Raw genomic sequence first — 19,816 nt, 5'->3', positions numbered from 1 at the left:
CGTCACCCCACTCCGGTGTCCGTGCCACTCACCGCGGTGCCCGCGGGCTCGGCCGGGCCGGGCTCGACGAAGCTGTACGGCGGCAGCGGGCCGTTGACCCGCACCTCCAGGTGCGGCATGTCCTTGCGGACCTGCTCGACCGCGGCCAGGAAGGACTCGGTCGACTCCCGGTCCACCAGGAACGACACGTTGGCCAGCCAGCCCGTGGACTCGGGGCCCACGCTCATGTCGTCGGCGGCCCGTTCCAGGGCGCGCTGCACAGCGGCGCCGTCGTCGGCCTCCTTGGCCTTGACCGCGGCCGCGACCATCTCGCCAAGCCGGATCTTGTCGTCGTAACTGCCGCCGCCCGCCTGCCGGTTGGCCTCCGCGAGCCCCCGGATGTCCGGGCTCTCGGCCATCACCTGGTGCAGGACGGCCTCTTCGACGTGGTTGGCCTTGACGTTGTACTCGACCCGGTTGTCCAGGGCCCGCAGCCGCTCCTTGTAGTGCTCGGCGCGCTCGGCGAGCACCCCGGTGATGGCATTGTCGTCCGGCGCGACGCTGCCGAACCGCATGGGCAGCACGCAGCCGGCCGCACCGGCCTCGCTGAGCACGTTCTGGTGGGCAAGCAGATCTTTGCGCTTGGGCCGCAGCCCCTCGGGCGCGTCACTGACGACAGCCGCCAGGTCGCCCTCCCGCAGGATGCGCACCGAGCGAGGCGGGTCGCCGACGCCACCCATGCCCTCGGGCAGCGAAGGGTGCGAGCTCGCCGCGATGCCGTAGACGTAAGTGCTCACTCCTGCTCCTCCTTACGGCGGGACGACGTGCTCTTGCGGGCTCGCGGACGCGACTCGGTCTCACGCTCGGAGCCTTCGCTCCGCGCCTGCTTGAAGGCGTCGGAGATGGTCTCGGCGGCGCCGGACAGCGCCCCCTTGGACTTGCCGCGGGCGCCGGACTCGGTCATCTCGCCGACCAGGTCGGGCAGGCCCGGGTCCTTGCGCGGCCCGGCCTCCAGATCGAGCCGGTTGCACGCCTCGGCGAAGCGCAGATAGGTGTCGACGCTGGCGACGACGACGCGAACGTCGATCTTGAGGATCTCGATGCCGACCAGGGAGACGCGCACGAATGCGTCGATGACGAGTCCCCTGTCCAGGACAAGCTCGAGTACGTCGTAGAGGCCGCTGCTGCCGCCTCCGCCGCCGGACTGCTGTGCCGGTACGACTGTCATGCCGGGTGTTCCTCCTCGTGTGTGGGTACGTGTCCGGTCGGGCGGGCCTACCGGCCGCCGGGCCTGCGCGCGTCGGACCGACCGCGTTCGTAGCGGCGGACGCGCCGGTAACCCGTGAGCTGTCCGTCGGGGTCGAGCTCCACCTGGTAGCTCGCCATCAGGCTCATCGTGTCCGGCACGCGCTCGAGTTCGAGGACCTCGACCTCGAGCGCCCAGCCCTCCTCCGTCTGCTCGAAGGACGACACGGACTCGGCTTCCATGCCGGTGAGCTCGGCGAGCTGGCCGCGCGCCTGACGCAGCACCTCCATCGGGCTCGGCCGTTTCGTGGCCGACCGGTTGTCGTTCGATTGGCTCGAATTCTGAGAGTCCTGTGACTTCTGTGAACTCTGTGACTCTTGCGGGTTTTTTGTGTTCGACATGGCCACCTCCCCCTCCGTGTGGCCGCAAGAGTGTTCGCCAAACCTCTACGGGCTCATGCATCTGTCACCCACCGGGAGATCCCCCGGGGGTCTCAGCCGCGCAGGGCGTTCAGCCGCCGCCGGGCCGGTCCCAGCGCCCGGCCGCGGCTCAGCAGGCCTGACCAGGGATCGGTACGGGCCTGCTCGACGGCGTCGGCGATCGTCCAGCGGCGTGCGTGCAACTCCGGGTCGTCCAGCTGGTCCCAGGTGACGGGGGTGGCCACCGGCGCGCCCGGGCGCGGCCGGACCGTGTAGGGCGCGACGGCGGTCTGGGCATAGGCGTTGCGCTGGATGTCGAGGTAGAGCCGCTCACCGCGCTCCTTCTTGCGGGCGGCGGTGGTGAGCCGGTCGGGGTGGGCGGCGGCGAGCAGCTCGGCGACGTCCCGGGCGAAGGCGCGCGCCTCGTCGAAGTCGTGCCGGCCGTTCAACGGCACGATCACGTGCAGCCCGCGCGAGCCGGTCGTCATCAGCGCCGAGGGCAGCTCCAGCTCGTCGAGCAGCTCCCCGAGCAGCCGGGCGGCCTCGCGCACCGCCTCGAAGTCGTCCCCCGAGGGGTCGAGGTCGAAGACCAGCCGGTCGGGGTGGTGGACGCTGCCGGCCCGGGACAGCCAGCGGTGCAGGGTGATGCTCGCCTGGTCGGCCAGGTGGAGGAGGGTGGCGGTGTCGTCACAGACGGTGTGGCGGACGGTGCCGCCCTCCTTGGTCACCTCGACCCGGGGGATCCACTCGGGATAGTGCTCCGGGGTGTTCTTCTGCATGAACGTCGGGCCGTCGATGCCGTCCGGGTGCCGTTCCAGCATCAACGGGCGGCCGCGCAGATGCGGCAGCATGAAGGGCGCGACGGCCCGGTGGTAGTCCACCAGATCGCCCTTGGTGTACTCCTTGGCGTCGCCGCCGCCGGGGAAGAGCACCTTGTCCGGCCGGTGCACCTCCACCGTGCGGCGGCCCGCCCGCACCCTGCGCGTGCCGTCGTCGCCGCTCACCGCACGACCGCCTCCTCCACCAGCAGCCGTCCGGCCGCCGCGATGGACTCCGCGTCGATGCCCGAGGCGCGCAGCTGCTCCTGAGGGGACGCCGAGCCCGGCATCGTCCGGACGCCCAGCCGCACCAGGCGCGGTACGGGGCGCCCGTCGGTGAAGGCGTCGAGAACCGCGTCCCCGATGCCTCCCTCGGGGTGGTGGTCCTCCACGGTCACCAGGCAGCCGGTCTCCTCGGCGGCCCGGCGCAGGGTGGCCCGGTCGACGGGCTTCACGGAGTACAGGTCGATCACCCGCACCGCGATGCCCTGCTGCTCCAGGGCCTCGGCGGCGGCCAGCGCCTCGTGCACGGTGACACCCGCCGCGACGAGGGTCAGCCGGTCGCGGTCCGAGGAGCGCAGCACCTTGCTGCCGCCGACCGGGAACTCCTCGTCGGGGCCGTAGATCACCTTGTTCTCGCCACGCGAGGTGCGCAGGTAGCGGACGCCCTCCAGGCCGGCCATCGCACCGACGAGCCGTGCGGTCTGGTTGGCGTCGCACGGGTACAGCACGGTCGAGCCGTGCACCGCCCGCATCATCGCCAGGTCCTCCAGACCCATCTGGCTCGGCCCGTCCTGGCCGATGGCGACGCCCGCGTGCGAGCCGACGAGGTTGATGCCGGCGCCGCTGACGGACGCCATCCGGACGAAGTCGTAGGCCCGGGTCAGGAACGCCGCGAACGTGGCGGCGTACGGCACCCAGCCGCGGGACGCGAGGCCGACCGCCGAGGCGACCAGCTGCTGCTCGGCGATGAAGCACTCGAAGTAGCGGTCGGGGTGCTCCTTGGCGAAGAACTCGGCGCGGGTGGAGTCACCGACCTCGCCGTCCAGGGCGACGATGTCGCCGCGGCCGGTGCCGAGGGCGGCGAGCGCCTCGCCGAAGGCGTTGCGGGTGGCGACCTCCTCGCCCTTGTCCCACCTCGGCAGTTCGAAGTCGCCGGTGTGGACGGAGTGCAGCATGCGGGCAGCGGGCGGCTCCTGCACCCGGACGCGGAGGTCGCGCGGGCCGCCGAGTTCGCTGATCGCCTCGTCGGCCTCAGGCAGCGGCTTGCCGTGCAGGCCCTCGCGGTCCTGGACGCCTTCGACGCCCTTGCCCTTCAGGGTGCGGGCGAGGATCGCGGTGGGCTGGCCCTTGGTCGACGCGGCCTCTCCGTAGGCGCGGTCGACGGCGTCCACGTCGTGGCCGTCGACCTCGATGGTGTGCCAGTCGAAGGCCTGGAAGCGGCGGGCGTAGGCGTCCAGGTCGTGGCCGTGCCGGGTGGGGCCGCGCTGGCCGAGCCGGTTGACGTCGACGATCACGGTGAGGTTGTCCAAGTGCTCGTACCCGGCGTGCTCGGCGGCCTCCCACACGGATCCCTCGGCCAGCTCGCTGTCACCGCACAGCACCCAGGTGCGGTAGCCGGTGCGGTCGAGCCGCTTGCCGGCCAGCGCGATGCCGACGCCGACCGGCAGGCCCTGCCCGAGCGAGCCGGTGGCCGTCTCGACCCACGGCAGGCGCTGCGGGGTGGGGTGCCCTTCGAGGCGGCTGCCCAGCTTGCGGAAGGTGAGCAGTTCCTCGTCGTCGATGGCGCCGGCCGCCTTGTAAGCGGAGTACAGCAGCGGCGAGGCGTGGCCCTTGGAGAGGACGAAGCGGTCGTTGCCGGGATGGGCGGGGCGGTCGAAGTCGTAGCGGAGGTGGTGCGCGAACAGGACGGCCATCAGGTCGGCAGCGGACATCGAGGACGTCGGGTGCCCGGAGCCCGCCGCGGCGGCGGCACGGACGCTGTCCACCCGCAGCTGCTGTCCGAGGTCGGTGAGTTCACCGGTGTTCATGAGTCTCCTTTCGCGGAGTCGTCCGGGGCGTCGGTTCGTTTGACGGGGCCGGGGGCGGGGTGAGAGCCCGGGGGTGCGGGGGCGGGCTGGTTCTTCGCGGGCTCGCCGCCGGGCTGATTCCTGGCAGGCTCACCGCCCGGCTGGTTCTTCGCGGGCTCGCCGCCCGGCTGCTTCCCGGCCGGTTCGTGGGCAGCACCCGCGGCCGGGCGGCCCTTCGCCAGCTCGGGCTCCGACCGCAACTCCCCGTGTCCGGAGCCGGTCCGGCGCGGATCCGGGCGGCCCTTCGCCAGCTCGGGCTCGGACCGCGGCTGTGCGGCCCCGGATCCGGGGCGTACCTGCGTCGCCCCGGATCCGGGCTGCCCCTTCGCGGGCTCATCCTGGGGCCGGGCCCGGCCGGCCCCTCCGGTGCCGGTGCCCTCGTCGTCCGTGTCGGCCGCGAGCGCCGCCCCCGGCCCCGACCGGGCGCTCACCTCCTGCCGCTGCCCGGGGCCGCCCGGTACGCGGGCCACCTCCGGTGACGACGTGTCCAGCGGCACCGACCAGGACCGTACGAGCCCCAACTGCACGGCCTGGCGCGGCAGTACGGCGTCCAGCAGCCAGTCGGCCGCGACCCGGACCCTGTTCCCGGGCATCGCGGCGAGGTGGTAGCCCCGCGTCACCGCGCCCGCCGGGACGCCGGAGAGGGTCACGCCGAGCGGGTTGGCGGCGGCCTTCGCCCCGCCCAGGTCGACGACGAAGCCGAGGTCGCGATGGCGGTACGGCTTGTGCGCACCGCCCAGACCGAGCGACGCGGCGACGTTCTCCGCCGCGACCTTGCCGTGCCGCCAGGCGTGCTGCGCGGTCATCGGCGTATAGCTCCCCGGGTTCTCCAGATCGGGTACCGCGGCCACGTCACCGCACGCGAACAGCTCCGGCCGGCCCGGCACCCGCAGGTGCGGGTCGACGAGCAGCCGTCCCTTCTCCATGGGCAGCCCGAGGGACTCCACCAGCGGGTCGGGGCGGACGCCCACGCACCACACCAGTGTCCGGGTCTCGACGAACTCGCCGTCGGTCAGCACGACCCCGTCGTGGGTGGCCTCCTTCACGGAGGTCCCCATCCGCACGTCCACGCCCCGTTGCCGCAGCACCCGGTCGGCGGTGGCGGAGAGCTTCTCGTCCATCTCGGGCAGCACCCGCGGCGCCACGTCCAGCAGCATCCAGCGCGGTCGCATGCCCTGCCGCAGCGGGTGCCTGCGGACCTGCGCGTCGGTGAACATCTGTCCGTGCGCGGCGACCTCGGTGCCGGTGTATCCCGCGCCGACCACGACGAAGGTGCACCGCGCGGCGCACGTCTCGGGGTCGTCGGCGGAAGCCGCGAGCTCCACCTGCCGGGTCACGTGGTCGCGCAGGTACAGCGCCTCGGGCAGTCCGCGGAACCCGTGCGCGTGCTCGGCGACACCGGGGATGGGCAGCAGTTTGTTGACGCTGCCCGCGGCGAGCACCAGCCGGTCGTAGGCGAGGGTGCCGCCGTCGCCCTCGGGGCCGGTGTAGTGCAGCGTGCGGTCGTCGAGGTCGATCCGGTCGGCCTCGCCCAGCACCAGCCGTACGTTCGGCAGCGAGTCGGAGAGGGAGACCGTGACCCGGCGCGGCTCCAGGATGCCGGCGGCGACCTGCGGCAGCAGGGGCAGGTACAGGAAGTAGTCGGTCGGGTTCAGCAGGGTGATGTGGGCCCGGCCCCGGGTGATCCGGGACAGGGTGCGGGCCGTGCGGTACCCGGCGAAGCCGGCACCGACGATCAGGATGCGGGGTCGACTCACGGTCGCTCGCCTCCGGCGCTGTCGCGTGGCTCGGGAGCTTTCCGCGTCCCCCTGGCCTGGGCACCCAAACGTCGGCGGGCCCCGCTCGCCCGGACGCCGCGGGTTTCCGGCCCCGCGCCCGGGTACCCGGTGCGGGATACGGACCGCCCACGTCGCGGAGGCACTCCCCCATGCCCGAGTACGGTTACTTCCTCTCGTGCGAGCAGTACGGGCCCGCCGAGCTGATCGAGCAGGCGCGGATGGCCGAGCAGGCCGGATTCCAGGCGCTGTGGATCTCGGACCACTACCACCCGTGGAACGACGAGCAGGGCCAGAGCCCGTTCGTGTGGTCGGTGATCGGCGCGCTGTCCGAGGCGGTGTCCCTGCCGATCGAGACGGCGGTGACCTGCCCGACCGTGCGCATGCACCCGGCGGTGGTGGCGCAGGCCGCGGCGACCAGCGCGGTGATGACCGGCAACCGCTTCCGGCTCGGCGTCGGATCCGGCGAGGCGCTCAACGAGCACATCCTGGGCGACCACTGGCCGCCGGCCCATGTCCGTCTGGACATGCTGGAGGAGGCCATCCAGGTGATGCGCCGCCTGTTCACGGGCGAGGAGGTCAACCACCACGGCCCGCACTACACGGTGGAGAACGCCCGCCTGTACACGGTTCCGGACGAGCCGATCCCGATCGACATCTCCGGCTTCGGCCCGGCCGCGACCCAGCTCGCGTCCCGCGTCGGCGACGGCTACATCACGGTCACGCCGGACGAGACGATGGTGGAGCAGTACCGCAAGGGCGGCGGCGGCGGAAAGCTGGTCAGCGGCGGCACCAAGGTCTGTTACGACACCGACGCGGATGAGGCCGTACGGACCGTCCACCGGCTCTGGGCGAACGAGCAGCTGCCGGGCGAGCTGGGCCAGGTGCTGCCCTCCCCCAAGCACTTCGAGCAGGCGCAGCAGCTCGTCACCGAGGACATGGTGCGCGAGAACCGGGTGTGCGGCGCTGTCGTGGACGAGCACGTGGCGGAGCTGAAGCGGTTCGCCGACGCGGGCTTCGACCGGGTCTATGTGAACCAGATCGGGCCGGATCTGCGCGGCTTCTTCGACTTCTACCGCACGAAGGTGCTGCCGCAGCTCCAGCAGGCCGTCTGACGGCAGGCATACCGGGTCGCTAGAGTCGCCCGCATGTCTGTACGCCTACGTATGCGTGCCGCCCTGCCGGAAGCGATGCGGGCCCGGGACAGGGCCGCCGTGAGCGCCCTGCGCGGCACCCTGTCCGCCTTGGACAACGCCGAGGCGGTGCCGGTGGACGAGACCGCGCCGCGCGTCACCGCTCTGGAAGCCTCACCGGTCGGCGCCGGCGCCACCGAAGCGGTCCGGCGCGAGCTCAGCGAGCGTGAGATGGTGGACGTCGTACGCGCCGAGGCCGCCGAACGGCTGGCGGCCGCGGCGCAGTTGACCGCCCCCGCACACGCGGACCGTGCCGAACGGCTGCGGGCGGAGGCGGCCGTGCTGCTGGGCTTCCTCGACGGCGCCGAAGACACCGCGGAAAGCGCGTAGCAGCCCGCTAGCGGCGGGCCAGGCCGGCCAGTTTGCGGACCGCCAGGGCGCCGGCTCCCGCGGTGAGGGCCGCGCCCATCCAGCCCCGGTTGCGCGACAGCCACTGCTGCGGGCTGTCGTCCGTGGATTCGTCGTCGAAGCGCCCGTGCGCGCCGAAGTCCCGGCCGTGCGGCCCGTCCGCCGGGGACCACAGGTTCGCCGGCCCCTCGGGACGGCCCTCCTCCTGCTGGGCGTCGACGTTGGTGCGGGCCAGGTAGCGGTCCAGCAGCCCGGGGGCGACCGCGTTGGCGAGGAGCGTGGCGGCCGTGGAGCCGCCCACCCAGTACTCCCGGCGCCGTGCGTGGGACGACGCGTGCACGATCGCCCGGGCCGCGACCTCCGGCTGGTACACGGGCGCGACGGGCCGGGCCCGCCCCGGCATCCGGTTCAGCACCCAGTCGAACTGCGGGGTGTTGAGGCCCGGCAGCTGCACCATCGTCGTCCGCACCCCGCTGCGCGCGTGCAGCAGCTCGCAGCGCAGCGACTCGTTGAACCCCTGGATCGCGTGCTTGGCCCCGCAGTACGCGGACTGCAACGGGATGCCCCGGTAGGCGAGCGCGGAGCCGACCTGCACGATCGTGCCGCGGTCGCGCGGCAGCATGTGGCGCAGGGCGGCCCGGGTGCCGAACACGTAGCCCAGGTACGTCACTTCGGTCACGCGGCGGAACTCGTCCGGGGCGACTTCCGTGAACGGCGCGAACACCCCGGTGAAGGCGTTGTTGACCCAGACGTCGATGTGCCCGTACGCGTCGACGACCTGCTGTGCGGCGGCGTCGACGGCCTTGGCGTCGGAGACGTCCACACCGATGACGAGCGCCTCGCCCCCGGCGCGCTCCACCTCGTACGCCGCGGCGGCGAGTCCCTCACGCCCGCGGGCGAGCAGGGCGATCTTGTCGCCGCGGGCGGCGAAGGCCCGGACCGTGGCCCGCCCGACACCGCCGCTTGCTCCGGTCACCACGACCACGCGGCCGCGCCGGTGCGATGTTTCTGCCTTGCGCACCCGGCATCACGCCCTGCGGTGGTGTACGTCCGGGGCGTCCGCCGGCCGCGGGGGCACGGTGCCCGGGGCGGCTGTCCCACCGTGCGGGGCCGGCGGCACGGGCGGATACGGCATGCCGCCGACCGCCCCGGCGGTGGTCCGGCGGGCGCTGTCCCCGTCCGGCGCCATGCCGGCCGCGTGCGCCGGACCCGGCCGTGACGGCCGGGCCATGCCGCGCAGCAGGTAGGCCAGGGCGCCCAGGATCACGGCGGTGATCAGCGCGGCGGCCCAGTCGGGCACGCCGAGGGCGAGGGCCAGCCCCACGGCGAGCGCGAGGGCCGCGCCCGCGTACAGGGCGAGCGCGCCGGACGCGGCGTACAGTGCGGCCTTGCGGCGCTGCTTGCGTGTCTGCTCGCGCAGTTCTTCCCGTACGGTCTCGCGCGCCACCTGTGCCAGTTCGTCGACCAGCTGCTTGTCCAGATGCTCCAGGTGATCCAACCGCTTCATGCCCGGCCGGGTACCCTCGCCCCCCTGCGCGTAACTAGGCTCGGCCGCATGGAGATTCTGGGTGCCACACTGCGCGTCTGCGTCGACGACCTCGAGACCGCGATTCCCTTCTACGAGCGGCTGGCGGGCGGCAGAGCCCAGCGCTTCGAGCGGGGAGGTGTCCAGGTGGCGGCGATCGGCTGCTTCCTGCTGATGAGCGGTCCCCCGGCCGAACTGGAGGTGCTGCGCAAGGTCGCCGCGACGATCGCCGTGACGGACGTCGAGGAGACCCACAAGGTGCTGACCGAACTGGGGGCCCACATCGTCGCGGGCCCGATCGCCTCGCCGGCGGGCCGCAACCTGATCGCCCTGCATCCGGACGGGTCGGTCTACGAGTACGTGGACCGCCACGCGTAGCCGCCGCAGGGGCTCAGCGCGGCCTCGGCGGGGTGATCATCTCGGTGGTGATCGCCCAGCGTTCGTGGTCGCGCCAGGCCCCGTCGACGAAGAGCATGTTCGGTGAGAAGCCCTCCAGGTGGAACCCGCAGCTGCGGGCCAGGGCGATCGACGCGGCGTTCCCCGGCTGGACGTTGATCTCCAGCCGGTGCAGCCGCATCGGGCCGAACGCGTAGCGCACGACGAGGTCGAGCCCTTCGCGCATCAGCCCCCGGCCGGCGGCGTGCGCGAAGGCTCCGTAGCCCAGTGCCCCGGACTGGAAGCCGCCCTCGACGATGTTGTTGATGTTGATGAACCCGGCGATGGCCCCGTCGCTCTTCTCGCAGACCAGGAATCCGGCCTTGGAGGGGTCCTCGATCAGCCGGTCCGCGTAGGCGGTGTACGCCTGTGCCGTGGTGGGCGGGAAGAGCCACGGGTGATGCAGGTCCTTGCTCTCCCGGGCACGGGCGGTGAACTCGGCACCGTCCTCGTGGGTGAAGTGGCGTATGCCCACCCGGGGGCCTTCGGCGAGGTGGCGGGATGCGTTGTGCGGCACCCCGCCACAGTAACCGCGCCACCCCTCTCTCCTCAGGACCCGACGACCGGCAGCCGGAGCATGCCGGTGTTCCGGGGCCCGCTGACCACGGTCACCGGCTTGATCCCCCGGTTGCCGAAGTAGGCGTCGTCGCTCGCCGCGATCACGAACCGCAGCCGGTGGCCCGTCTCGTACCGGTGCACGATGCCGGGCAGGGTGACGGTGAAGCTCTTGGTGACGTCCGGGACGCGCACCGGCGCGACCAAACGCCGCACCAGCGTGCGGGTGCCGTCGGGGGCGACGTCGTAGAGCTTGGCGAACAGGACGAGCTGGTCGGCCGCGTCGGAGGAGTTCTGGGCGCGTTCGGCCTTCGGGGAGACGACCTCGAGGGTGGCCCGGGGTGCGCCGACGACGTCGAGGGGGCGTTCCAGCGGCGCGCTCGTCCAGCCGACGTAGGTGCCCTCGGTGTCGTGCGGTGGCGGGTCCGGCAGCCCGATGAGCCCGGAGAGCGAGCTCTCCGAATGGCTCGTGGGGACCGGCCCGTTGGTGTAGCCGCGGCTGCCGCGGGCCACCTTGCCGCGGTGGTCGACGAGTGTGCCGTCGCCGGAGAGGTACAGGGTGCGGCTGAGGGCGGGGAGGCGGCCGGCGGTGGCATAGGTGCGGTCGGGGTCGGTGATCCAGTCGCGGTGGTAGGCGAAGGCCGGTCCCGTGTCGACGTGGGTTCGCTTGCGCAGATGGCGGTCGAACCAGGCGAGGACACGCCGGCCGACGTAGCTGGTCTCCAGATTGCCCTTGGTCAGGTCGAGTTCACCGGCGGCCGGGCCGGTGAGCCCGCCGCTGTGGCCCCAGGCCTGCCAGATCATCTTGACGGGCGTGCCCCGGGACGTGAGCGTCCGGTACGTCGCGGTCGCCTCGTTGAGGTTGAACAGCGTGTCGGCCTGCCCCTGGATGAGCAGGGTCGGCGTGTCGACGCGGTGGAGGTACGACACCGGGGAGACGCGGTGGGCGAAGGCGAGCAGTTCGGCGGTCCGGTCGGCCGGGTAGCTCCCGGAGTTGAGGGTGTGGACGGTCCGGCAGGCCTCGGTGACGAAGTGCAGGCAGGCCAGGGAGTTGATGCGGGACGGGTCCAGACTGGGCTGGAGCAGCGGCTGGCCCTCGCCGATGAGGTAGAAGCCGTTGGTCCACTGCCATTTGAAGGCCCCGGGGACGCTCCTGCCGCCGGCGGCGTTGTTGGGAGCGAGCGAGTACGCCAGGTCATTCCAGGTGATCATGGGCACGAGCGCGTCGAGGCGGCGGTCGACGGCGGCCGTCGCGAGCTGGACGGCGCCGCCGTAGGAGCCGCCGATCATGCCGACGCGGGGGTCGCCGGGTGCGTCGCGGGTGACGAAGTCGGCGGTGGTGCCGTCGTCGGCGGCGCGGGTGCCGCCCAGGAAGTCGACCAGCTGCGAGGCGGCGGCGCCGTCGATGTCCGGGTCGTCGAGGGAGACGAGGCAGCCGCTGCGGCCGAAGCCGAGTCCGGAGTAGACGAGGGAGACGTAGCCGCGCTGGGCGAAGGCCTTGCCGATGGCGTCCGTCGAACCGTCCGACTTGCTGCCGCCGAAGCCGTTCGTGCCGAGCACGGCGGGCGCCGGGTGATCGCGGTCCACGCCCGCGGGACGGTACAGGTCGGCGTCGACGGTGCAGGGGCGGCCGCCCGCCTTGACGGTGAACTTCAGCGGCGTGACGGTGTAGGTGCCGGCCGCGGTGGCGGGCGGGGTGAGGGCGAGGGGCACGGCCAGGGCGGCGCCCAGAGCGAGAGCGAGGGGTGCGCGGAATCTGGGCACGCGTCGGGACACACGGACCTCCACGGTGGGGACAACCCGGATACCGACCAGTAGGTACCGGCCGGTTGTCATGGTGTGACACGTGTCAGGAGCCGTCAATCACCGAAACGAGGGTTCCTGACAGAATTTCAGCAGCGGCCGCTCAGCTCAGGGCCGGCTCGTCGAACGTCAACGTGGCTGATGCCGCGTCCAGTTCGGCGGATATCCCGAAGGGCGTGGTCAGCGCCCCCGCGCCGTGCCCGAACCCGAACTCCTCCACGACGGGGACACCCAGTCCGCCGAGCCGGTCGGCCAGAAGAGCGCGCAGTTCCTCGTACGGGCCGCACCGCTCCCAGGACCCGAGCACGATCCCGGCGACACCGTCGAGCCAGCCACTGCGCAGGAGCTGGGTCAGGTACCGGTCCAGGCGGTAGGGGCTCTCGCCGACGTCCTCCATCAGCAGCAGCCCGCCCCGTGCCCCGGCGTGGGCGTGCGGGGTGCCGAGGTCGCTCGCGAGCAGGCTCAGGCAGCCGCCCAGGGTGACGCCCCGGGCCCGGCCCGGGACCAGTGCGGTGCCGCCGGGAGGCGTGGCCGTGAGGGTCGTCACCGACTCCGGCTCGAAGAGGGTGGCCCGCAGATGCTCCTGAGCCCGGGCGTTCTTGAGGAAGTCGATGCCGGCGGCCGCGGGCCCGTACAGGGTGACCAGGCCCAGGCGGGTGGCGAAGGCCTGGTGCAGGACGGTGATGTCGCTGAACCCGGCGAGCACCTTCGGGCCCGCCGCCCGCATCGCCTCCCAGTCGAGCAGGTCGACCATGCGCTGCGCCCCGTACCCGCCCCGGGCGCACAGCACGGCCGCGACGGACGGATCGCACCAGGCGTTCTGGAGGTCGGCGGCCCGCTGCGCGTCCGTGCCGGCCAGGTAGTCCAACTCCCGGTGCCGACCCAGTACATGGGGGGTCACCACGGGATCGAGGTCCCAGCCGCGCAGGATGTCCAGCCCGGCCTGGAGCCGCTCCTCGGGCACCGGACCGCTGGGCGCGACGACGGCGACCCGGGCGCCGGGAGCGAGGCGGGGCGGTCGTACCAACGGGTTCACTTGACGAGCTCCAGGGTGGGGATGCCGGGCGGGTTCAGGCGGAACACCTGTGCGTAGAGGGAGAGTTCGGCCTCCAGGGCGCGCACCAGGGTCTCCGCTCTCCGGAACCCGTGCCCCTCCCCCTCGAAGGCGAGATACGCGTGCGGCACCGTCCGGCCCGCCAGCCGGGCCAGGAACCGTTCGCACTGGACGGGCGGGCAGATCACGTCGTCCAGGCCCTGGAGCAGCAGGAACGGCACGGTGAGGCGGTCGGCGTGGGCGGCGGGCGAGCGCTCCGCGTACCGGGCGGGCACGTCGGCGAGCGGCCCGATCAGGCTCTCCAGGTACTGCGACTCGAAGTCGTGGGTCTCCCCCGCGCCCCAGCCGGCCAGGTCGAGGATCGGGTACTTGATCGTGCCGCAGGCGTAGACGTCGGTGGTGGTGAGCGAGGCGGCCGCCGTCCAGCCGCCCGCGCTGCCGCCCCGGACGGCGAGCCGGCCGCGGTCGGCGGTGCCCTCGTCGGCGAGGGCGAGGGCGACCGCCGCGCAGTCCTCGACGTCGACCACGCCCCACTGCTCGCGCAGCCGCTCGCGGTACGGGCGGCCGTATCCGGTGGAGCCGCCGTAGTCGACCTCGGCGACGCCGATGCCGCGCGAGGTGAAGTAGGCGATCTCCAGGTCGAGCACGAGCGGCGCGCGGCCGGTGGGCCCGCCGTGCGCCCAGACGACGTAGGGCGGCAGTTCGTCGCCGGGCGCGACGCAGCCGGGGTGGTGCGGCGGGTAGATGTGGGCGTGGATGTCGCGTCCGTCGGGGCCGGTGAAGGTGCGGATCTGCGGCTCGGGGTAGTACGCGGGGTCCACGGCGTCGTCGTGCTCGGCGCCGATGACCCGGGCCCGGCCGGTGCGGGCGTCCAGCTCGACGACCTCGTAGGCGCTGCGCGGGCTGGCGCCGACGGCGACGACCCGTTCGCCGTGCGCGGCGAGGGTGGGGGCGAACTCGGTCCAGGGCCCGGCCGCGTCGACGACCTCGCTCGTCTCGGGGTCCAGGATGCCGAGGGCGGTGGCGCCCCTGCCGTGCACGACGGCGATCAGACCGCTCTCCAGCGGTGTGAACCATCTCGACCCGAGCTTCCACAGTGCCCCGCCGAACTCCTCCTCGCGCGGGCACAGCGGCTGCCCGTCGAGGTAGAGGTTCCACCAGCCGGTGCGGTCGCTCGCGTGCAGCAGGCGGCCGTCGTGGGTCCAGTCGGCCTGGGCGATGGACTCGCCGGGGCCGCCGGCCACGGCCCGGGCGTCGCGCAGGGTGCCGTCGGGGGCGACGTCGGCGAGGAGCAGTTCGGTGCCGTCCCAGGGCATGCGCGGATGGTCCCAGGCGAGCCACGCGGCCCGCCGCCCGTCGGGCGAGAGCTTCGGCCCGGTCACGAACCGGTGCCGGCTGTCGGTGAGTTCGCGTACGGCACTCCGGTTCTCGGCGGCGGAGCCGTCCAGCGGGACGGCGGCCAGGACGCGGCGCACGTCGGTGGGCCCTTCGCCGGTGAACTCCTCCAGCACGCACCACACTTCACCCCGTTCGGGCAGCGGCAGCGGCTCGGCCCAGCGCAGGCCGCCGCCCACCGGGGAGAGGGGTGTCAGCGGGCGCGGCTCGCCTCCCGGCTCGCAGCGGTACAGCCGCTGGTCGGCGAAGTTCACGAACACCACCAGCGGCCCGGCGTCACCCTCCAGGGCGGCCCACGGGTGCCCGCCGTACTCGATGACCCGGCTGCGCACGTTCCACGGCGCGGGCAGCAGCGACTCCTCCCTGCCGTCGGCGTGCCGCCGCACCAGGGTGCGCCGGCCGCCCTCGGCGGGGCGCGGCTCGGTCCACCACACCTCGTCGCCGACGAAGCCCACGTACTCCGGGTGCCCGTCGTGCGCGGCAGTCAGGGCCGCGTCGATGGGCGAGGGCCACGCCCCGTACGCCAGCGTCCGCACCGTCTCCCCCACTCTCCTAGGCCGTCCGCAGGAACCGGTCGAGTACGCGGACACCGAAGTGCAGCGCCTCGACCGGTACCCGCTCGTCGACCCCGTGGAACATGGCCGCGTAGTCGTAGCCGTCCGGCAGCTTCAGCGGGGTGAAGCCGTAGCCGGTGATGCCGAGGCGGGAGAACTGCTTGGCGTCGGTGCCGCCGGACATGCAGAACGGCACCACGTGCCCCTCGGGCGCGAACTCGCCGACGGCGGCCCGCATGCCCGCGAAGGTCGCCGAGTCCACCGGCGACTGAAGGGCGACCTCGCGGTGGTGGAACTCCCAGTCCACGTCCGGCCCCGTGAGCCGGTCGAGGGTGCTGCGGAACTCCTCCTCGCCGCCGGGCATGTAGCGGCCGTCCACGTACGCCACGGCCTCACCGGGAATGACGTTGATCTTGTAACCGGCGTCCAGCATGGTCGGGTTGGCGCTGTTGCGGAGGGTCGGCTCGACGAGCTTCGCGGTCGGGCCGAGCTTCTCCAGCAGCGCGTCCACGTCGGTGAGGTCGGTCTCGATGCCGTAGAGCGCGGCGAGTTCGGTGAGCGCGGCGCGCACGGTCGGGGTCAGCCGCAGCGGCCATTCGTGCGCGCCGATCCGCGCGATCACGCCCGCGAGGCGGGTCACCGCGTTGTCACGGTTCACCTGGGAGCCGTGCCCGGCGCGTCCGCGGGCGGTGAGCTTCAGCCAGGCGGTGCCGCGTTCCCCGGCCGCGATCGGGTAGATCTGCCGCCCGCCACCGTCGTGGAAGGTGAAGGCGCCCGCCTCGCTGACGCCCTCGGTGCAGCCCTCGAACAGTGCGGCGTGCTCGTCGGCGAGGAACCCGGAGCCGTCCTCGGCGCTGGCCTCCTCGTCGGCGGTGAACGCGATGACGATGTCCCGGCGGGGCCGGACGCCCTGCCGTGCCCAGCCGCGCACGACGGCGAGGACCATCGCGTCCATGTTCTTCATGTCGACGGCGCCGCGTCCCCAGACGACCCCGTCGCGGATCTCCCCGGAGAAGGGGTGCACCCTCCAGTCGGCGGCCGCGGCGGGCACGACGTCGAGATGGCCGTGGAGCAGCAGGGCATCGGCCGAGGGGTCGGTGCCCTCGATCCGGGCGACGACGTTGGTCCGCCCCTCGGTGCGCTCCAGCAGGGTCGGCTCGATGCCGGCCTCGGCGAGCCGTGCGGCGGCGTACTCGGCGGCGGGCCGCTCCCGGCAGTCGCCCCCGCCCCGGTTGGTGGTGTCGATCCGGATGAGGTCGGACGTGAACGTCACGACCTCGTCCAGCGCGGGCCCGTCCACCTGCTCAGCCATACTGCTCCTCCACCGCGGCCGAGACGATCGTGGTGACCGCCTTGAAGGCGCGGATGCCCTCGTACATGGTCTCGCTCGTGTACGCGACCTTCCGCTCCGCGATCCGGTCCACGCCCGGGACGACGGTGGCGGCCATCGCCAGGTGCTCCGCGTCGAACTCCACGGCCACGGTGAACGGACCGCCGCGCACGGGTTCGTGACGCACCGCCAGCGCGGCCGCCTCCTTGGCCGCCGCCCGGATGTCGGCCGCGGTGCGGGCGGGTGTGCGGCACACCGCCGCGTAGCGCGACACGTGGTCCTTCACCGCGACCTTCAGCGCCTCGGGCGCATATCCGAGCGCGTCCTCACAGGCGACGTCGTCCCCGGTGACCAGCACGACGGGCACCCCGTACTCGGCGACGACATGAGCGTTGAGGAGACCCTCGCTCGCCCGTACGTCGTCGAGCCACACGCCCGTGATGGAGTTGGCGAGGTAGGTGTGCGCCAGGACGCCCTCCATGCCGGCGCCCGCGTGGTAGCCGACGAACGCGATGCCGTCGACGTCGCCGTGCTGCACGCCCTCCACCATGGACAGCGCCTTGTGCCGGCCGGTGAGCATCTGGGCGCGTTCGTCGAGCTGCTCCAGCAGCAGGTTGCGCATCGTGGAGTGCGCCTCGTTGATGATCACCTCGTCGGCGCCGCCGTCGTGGAAACCGAGGACGGCGGCGTTGACGTCGGAGGTGAACAGCGAGCGGCAGCGCTCCCACTGCGAGGCACCCGGCATCACGTCGTCGGGCCAGGTGACGCCGGTGGCGCCCTCCATGTCGGCGCTGATGAGGATTCTCATGACGAGCCGTCCAGGGCGGAGATCTTCATGGTTCGTCACGTTACGCGCTGCGGGCGGAACCGGCTACGAGGTGGTCACCAACGGATCGGCAGGTCGGCGAGGAACGCGGTGAGCCGGTCGGCCAGGAGGCGGTGGTCGCGGGCGGAGTAGTGCCAGTGGCAGCCCGCGTAGTCCAGGCCGGTGGTGTCGAGTGACCAGTAGCGGACCCTGCGGTCGCCGGCGCCGGTGCGTTCGCGGACGACGTGCTCGACGTGACCGGCGAACGGCCCGGTGCCCACGGCCAGGAGGGTGGTGGCGGCCCCGTAGCGCTTCCGCAGCTTGTCGAGGAAGCCGCTGTAGGCGCTGCGGTAGGCGGCGGCGAGGCTCTCGTCCGTCCAGGGCTCGCCCGGGTTGACCGGCGTCGAGAAGTCGTTCGTGCCGAGGTGGACCACCACCAGCTGCGGCCGCCAGGTACCCGGGTTCCGCCAGACGTCGCCCGGTACGTTCAGCAGCGCGCGGTCGTAGAAGGTGCGGTAGTTCACCTCCGGCGAGCCTCCGTTGTAGTTGCGCACCATGCCCTGGCCCGAGTAGGCGTTGACCTGGTAGTCGGCGCGCAGCCCCCGGGCGGTGAGGGCGCCGTAGCTCACGTCGGCGTTGGTGGCGCGTTTGAGCTGCTCGCCGTCGCAGTCGCGGGAGGTGGAGAGGTTTCCGTAGCCGGCCGTGAGGGAGTCGCCGATGAACTCGATCTGACGGCTGCGCGCGGCCGGCCTGGCCAGGACGGCGCCGCCGGGTGCGGCGACGAAGCCGCCGAAGGTGCTGGTGCTCCACGGGGTGTCGTTGCGCTTGACGAGCCGGACGGTGTGCACGCCGTCGCGCAGGCCCCTGACCCAGTGGGTGGTCCTCCCCGGCGTGACGAGGGTCGCGACGGTGGCTCCGTCGACCTGGACGTCGTAGTCGGCGGCCGGGTCGTCGAGCACGACGCCCACGCCGGTGCCCCTGATCCGGCCCTCGAAGTAGACGCCGGGCCAGCTGTACTGGAGCACGTCCCCGGCGTCCTTGACCCGCCCTGCGGTGTGCACGCTGTCCCGTACCGCGCGAGGGTCCGGTGCGGCGGCGGTCGTGACGGCGCTGGTGCCGATCAGTACCGTCGAGACCGCTGACGCGGCCAGCATCCGTAACCAGGGCATCGGCATGACTGTCCTCCGTGGGGGCGAGGCAGGGTGCACGGACGGGATAGGTGACCGTACACCGACAAATCGGCCGCCCGCCAGACCGCCTCCGGCTCAGCGCCGGAGCCGGTCGAAACGGAACGGCACGAGTGCCTCGGGCCGCCGCCCGGGGACGCGGTCGACCAGGTCGTCCGGGTCGTCGAACCAGCGGCCCAGGCAGTGCCGGCTCGTGAGGGCGACGGCCACGACGCGGCGCCAGCCGAAAGTACAGCGTGTGCCGGGGCGCGGAGGTCCAGGTCCACGGAGAAGGTGACCAGCAGCGAGGTGGACTCGCCGCTGATCGCGGAGCGGAAGATCGGCTTCGACCTCGTCCGGGCGTCCGCGGCGCTGCACATCCACCGCAACACCGTCGTCTACCGCATGAACACGAGCGAGCAGTTCACCGGCCGTCCGCTGCGCGAGCACCGGACGGCCATGGCGCTGCACCTGGCCTGTCTGGCCGACCGGCTGGGCGGCGGCCCGGACGACTGTCCGCTCGCCTCAGGCCGTGCGCCCCGCCAGCAGCCAGGTGGAGGGCAGCTCGATGCGTGTGCCGTCCGGGCGGTACTCCGTGGTCTTCAGCGGCAGTCGGCCGCTCGCCAGGACGGTGAGACCGGCCGAGCGCAGATACTCGGGCACGGCCTCGTCCGAGACCTCGCCGGGCGTGAGGCCGTGCCGGAACACGGGTGCGAGTTTGGGCGGCGGGCCTTCGGGGCCGCCCGCCAGGCCCATCAGCACCGGCTTGGCGGCGCCCGAGAGTTCCACCAGGCAGGCGCGGCCGCGGTCGCCGACCAGCGTGGCGATGCCGTCGATCAGCGACTGCCGGTCGTCCGGCTCGCACTGGTGCAGGACGCCCCGCATGTAGACGTTGCTGTCGCCGAGCTCCGCGTGCAGGGCCTGGGCCTCGTCCTTCTCGGCGGCGTCCAGTTGCCGGTAGGCGGCCTGCCCCGCCGGGTCGGCCCGCCGGGCGTGGTCGAGGGCCGCGGCGGACAGGTCGACGCCCAGGACCCGTGGGAAGCGGTCGGCGAGGTAGCGGGTCTGGGTGCCGTTGCCGCAGCCGAGGTCCACCAGCGGCAGGGCGGGATCGGCCAGGTACGGTTCGAACAGGGCCAGATGGGGGCCCACGGTCAGGACCGGTTCCGCGTCCCAGAACACCGCCCCCGGTTCCGCGGGCGCCTCGCGCCAGAAACCCTCCCAGGCCTCCCGGTACCGACTCGTCACGCTCATGGCCCACTCCCCAGGGTGCGAACGAATCCCGCCATGCGACGGGCGAGTACGGTGTACCGCGCCCGGGTCGCGGCCACAAGAACGCGGGCGCGTACC

The 19,816-nt window shown here is 73.0% G+C and carries 20 protein-coding genes and 1 pseudogene; 4 read left to right on the top strand and 17 right to left on the bottom strand.

The window, feature by feature from the left end:
- Positions 1 to 2 precede the first annotated feature (2 nt).
- From ACIRDU_RS08020 to ACIRDU_RS07995, 6 genes are all read right to left on the bottom strand, one after another.
- Positions 3 to 776: a GvpL/GvpF family gas vesicle protein gene (locus ACIRDU_RS08020; RefSeq protein ID WP_403575924.1), complete on the bottom strand. Its 774-nt coding sequence runs from the start codon at positions 774 to 776 to the stop codon at positions 3 to 5.
- Positions 773 to 1,207: a gas vesicle structural protein GvpA gene (locus ACIRDU_RS08015; protein ID WP_403575922.1), complete on the bottom strand. Its 435-nt coding sequence runs from the start codon at positions 1,205 to 1,207 to the stop codon at positions 773 to 775. The genes ACIRDU_RS08020 and ACIRDU_RS08015 overlap by 4 nt, the downstream gene beginning before the upstream one ends.
- 47 nt (positions 1,208 to 1,254) lie before the next feature.
- Positions 1,255 to 1,626: a gas vesicle protein gene (locus ACIRDU_RS08010; protein WP_403577311.1), complete on the bottom strand. Its 372-nt coding sequence runs from the start codon at positions 1,624 to 1,626 to the stop codon at positions 1,255 to 1,257.
- A gap of 92 nt (positions 1,627 to 1,718) precedes the next feature.
- Positions 1,719 to 2,648: a non-homologous end-joining DNA ligase gene (ligD, locus tag ACIRDU_RS08005; RefSeq protein WP_403575920.1), complete on the bottom strand. Its 930-nt coding sequence runs from the start codon at positions 2,646 to 2,648 to the stop codon at positions 1,719 to 1,721.
- A complete protein-coding gene (locus ACIRDU_RS08000; protein WP_403575918.1) occupies positions 2,645 to 4,492 on the bottom strand; it encodes a transketolase in 1,848 nt (615 codons plus the stop codon). The genes ligD and ACIRDU_RS08000 overlap by 4 nt, the downstream gene beginning before the upstream one ends.
- Complete coding sequence (locus ACIRDU_RS07995) at positions 4,489 to 6,288, bottom strand: FAD-dependent oxidoreductase (protein WP_403575916.1); 1,800 nt, start codon at positions 6,286 to 6,288, stop codon at positions 4,489 to 4,491. The genes ACIRDU_RS08000 and ACIRDU_RS07995 overlap by 4 nt, the downstream gene beginning before the upstream one ends.
- 170 nt (positions 6,289 to 6,458) lie before the next feature.
- On the opposite strand from ACIRDU_RS07995, the gene ACIRDU_RS07990 reads away from it, so the two are divergent.
- Positions 6,459 to 7,421 carry an LLM class F420-dependent oxidoreductase gene (locus ACIRDU_RS07990; RefSeq protein WP_403575914.1) on the top strand — a complete coding sequence of 321 codons (963 nt, stop codon included), beginning with the start codon at positions 6,459 to 6,461 and terminating at the stop codon, positions 7,419 to 7,421.
- A 75-nt stretch (positions 7,422 to 7,496) separates the two neighbouring features.
- Entirely contained in the window at positions 7,497 to 7,829 is a 333-nt protein-coding gene (locus ACIRDU_RS07985) for a hypothetical protein (protein ID WP_403577309.1), read from the top strand.
- Between the two features lie 7 nt (positions 7,830 to 7,836).
- Here the strand turns inward: ACIRDU_RS07985 and ACIRDU_RS07980 are convergent, their stop codons facing one another.
- Both ACIRDU_RS07980 and ACIRDU_RS07975 read right to left on the bottom strand, forming a co-directional pair.
- A complete protein-coding gene (locus ACIRDU_RS07980) occupies positions 7,837 to 8,868 on the bottom strand; it encodes an SDR family oxidoreductase (RefSeq protein WP_403575912.1) in 1,032 nt (343 codons plus the stop codon).
- A gap of 6 nt (positions 8,869 to 8,874) precedes the next feature.
- Positions 8,875 to 9,354, bottom strand: a complete 480-nt coding sequence (locus tag ACIRDU_RS07975; RefSeq protein ID WP_403575910.1) for a phage holin family protein — start codon at positions 9,352 to 9,354, stop codon at positions 8,875 to 8,877.
- A gap of 48 nt (positions 9,355 to 9,402) precedes the next feature.
- Here ACIRDU_RS07975 and ACIRDU_RS07970 point away from each other — a divergent pair, with 48 nt between their 5' ends.
- Positions 9,403 to 9,750 (top strand): VOC family protein, encoded by a 348-nt coding sequence (locus tag ACIRDU_RS07970; protein ID WP_030242481.1) that lies wholly within the window; start codon positions 9,403 to 9,405, stop codon positions 9,748 to 9,750.
- A 13-nt stretch (positions 9,751 to 9,763) separates the two neighbouring features.
- Here ACIRDU_RS07970 and ACIRDU_RS07965 read toward each other — a convergent pair whose 3' ends face one another.
- From ACIRDU_RS07965 to ACIRDU_RS07930, 8 genes are all read right to left on the bottom strand, one after another.
- Positions 9,764 to 10,324, bottom strand: coding sequence for a GNAT family N-acetyltransferase (locus ACIRDU_RS07965; protein ID WP_403575908.1), 561 nt, complete (start codon positions 10,322 to 10,324; stop codon positions 9,764 to 9,766).
- 32 nt (positions 10,325 to 10,356) lie between these two features.
- Complete coding sequence (locus tag ACIRDU_RS07960; protein ID WP_403575906.1) at positions 10,357 to 12,138, bottom strand: CocE/NonD family hydrolase; 1,782 nt, start codon at positions 12,136 to 12,138, stop codon at positions 10,357 to 10,359.
- A gap of 130 nt (positions 12,139 to 12,268) precedes the next feature.
- The gene (locus ACIRDU_RS07955; protein ID WP_403575904.1) at positions 12,269 to 13,201 is read right to left on the bottom strand and encodes an LD-carboxypeptidase; all 933 of its coding nucleotides are present in this window, start codon (positions 13,199 to 13,201) and stop codon (positions 12,269 to 12,271) included.
- Positions 13,198 to 15,162: a prolyl oligopeptidase family serine peptidase gene (locus ACIRDU_RS07950; RefSeq protein ID WP_403575902.1), complete on the bottom strand. Its 1,965-nt coding sequence runs from the start codon at positions 15,160 to 15,162 to the stop codon at positions 13,198 to 13,200. The genes ACIRDU_RS07955 and ACIRDU_RS07950 overlap by 4 nt, the downstream gene beginning before the upstream one ends.
- Positions 15,163 to 15,166: 4 nt before the next feature.
- Positions 15,167 to 16,480 (bottom strand): M20/M25/M40 family metallo-hydrolase, encoded by a 1,314-nt coding sequence (locus ACIRDU_RS07945; RefSeq protein ID WP_403575900.1) that lies wholly within the window; start codon positions 16,478 to 16,480, stop codon positions 15,167 to 15,169.
- Positions 16,473 to 17,306, bottom strand: a complete 834-nt coding sequence (locus ACIRDU_RS07940) for a M55 family metallopeptidase (RefSeq protein WP_403575898.1) — start codon at positions 17,304 to 17,306, stop codon at positions 16,473 to 16,475. Before ACIRDU_RS07940 ends, ACIRDU_RS07945 begins: the two co-directional genes overlap by 8 nt.
- Positions 17,307 to 17,380: 74 nt before the next feature.
- Positions 17,381 to 18,472 (bottom strand): GDSL-type esterase/lipase family protein, encoded by a 1,092-nt coding sequence (locus ACIRDU_RS07935; RefSeq protein WP_403575896.1) that lies wholly within the window; start codon positions 18,470 to 18,472, stop codon positions 17,381 to 17,383.
- Positions 18,473 to 18,568: 96 nt separating this feature from the next.
- Positions 18,569 to 18,700, bottom strand: a complete 132-nt coding sequence (locus tag ACIRDU_RS07930; protein WP_403575894.1) for a hypothetical protein — start codon at positions 18,698 to 18,700, stop codon at positions 18,569 to 18,571.
- On the opposite strand from ACIRDU_RS07930, the pseudogene ACIRDU_RS07925 reads away from it, so the two are divergent.
- Positions 18,674 to 18,943, top strand: a pseudogene (locus tag ACIRDU_RS07925) (helix-turn-helix domain-containing protein); the annotation flags it as partial. The gene ACIRDU_RS07930 and the pseudogene ACIRDU_RS07925 sit on opposite strands and share 27 nt — an antisense overlap.
- Before the next feature lie 51 nt (positions 18,944 to 18,994).
- Here the strand turns inward: ACIRDU_RS07925 and ACIRDU_RS07920 are convergent.
- Positions 18,995 to 19,720 (bottom strand): class I SAM-dependent methyltransferase, encoded by a 726-nt coding sequence (locus ACIRDU_RS07920; RefSeq protein ID WP_403575893.1) that lies wholly within the window; start codon positions 19,718 to 19,720, stop codon positions 18,995 to 18,997.
- Positions 19,721 to 19,816: the final 96 nt, after the last annotated feature.

Origin of the sequence: Streptomyces sp. NPDC093598 (genome assembly GCF_044764825.1) — a bacterium.
Taxonomy (GTDB): Bacteria; Actinomycetota; Actinomycetes; order Streptomycetales; family Streptomycetaceae; genus Streptomyces.
Note: the sequence above shows the minus strand (reverse complement) of the source record. Positions and strands in the feature narration are given on the sequence as shown.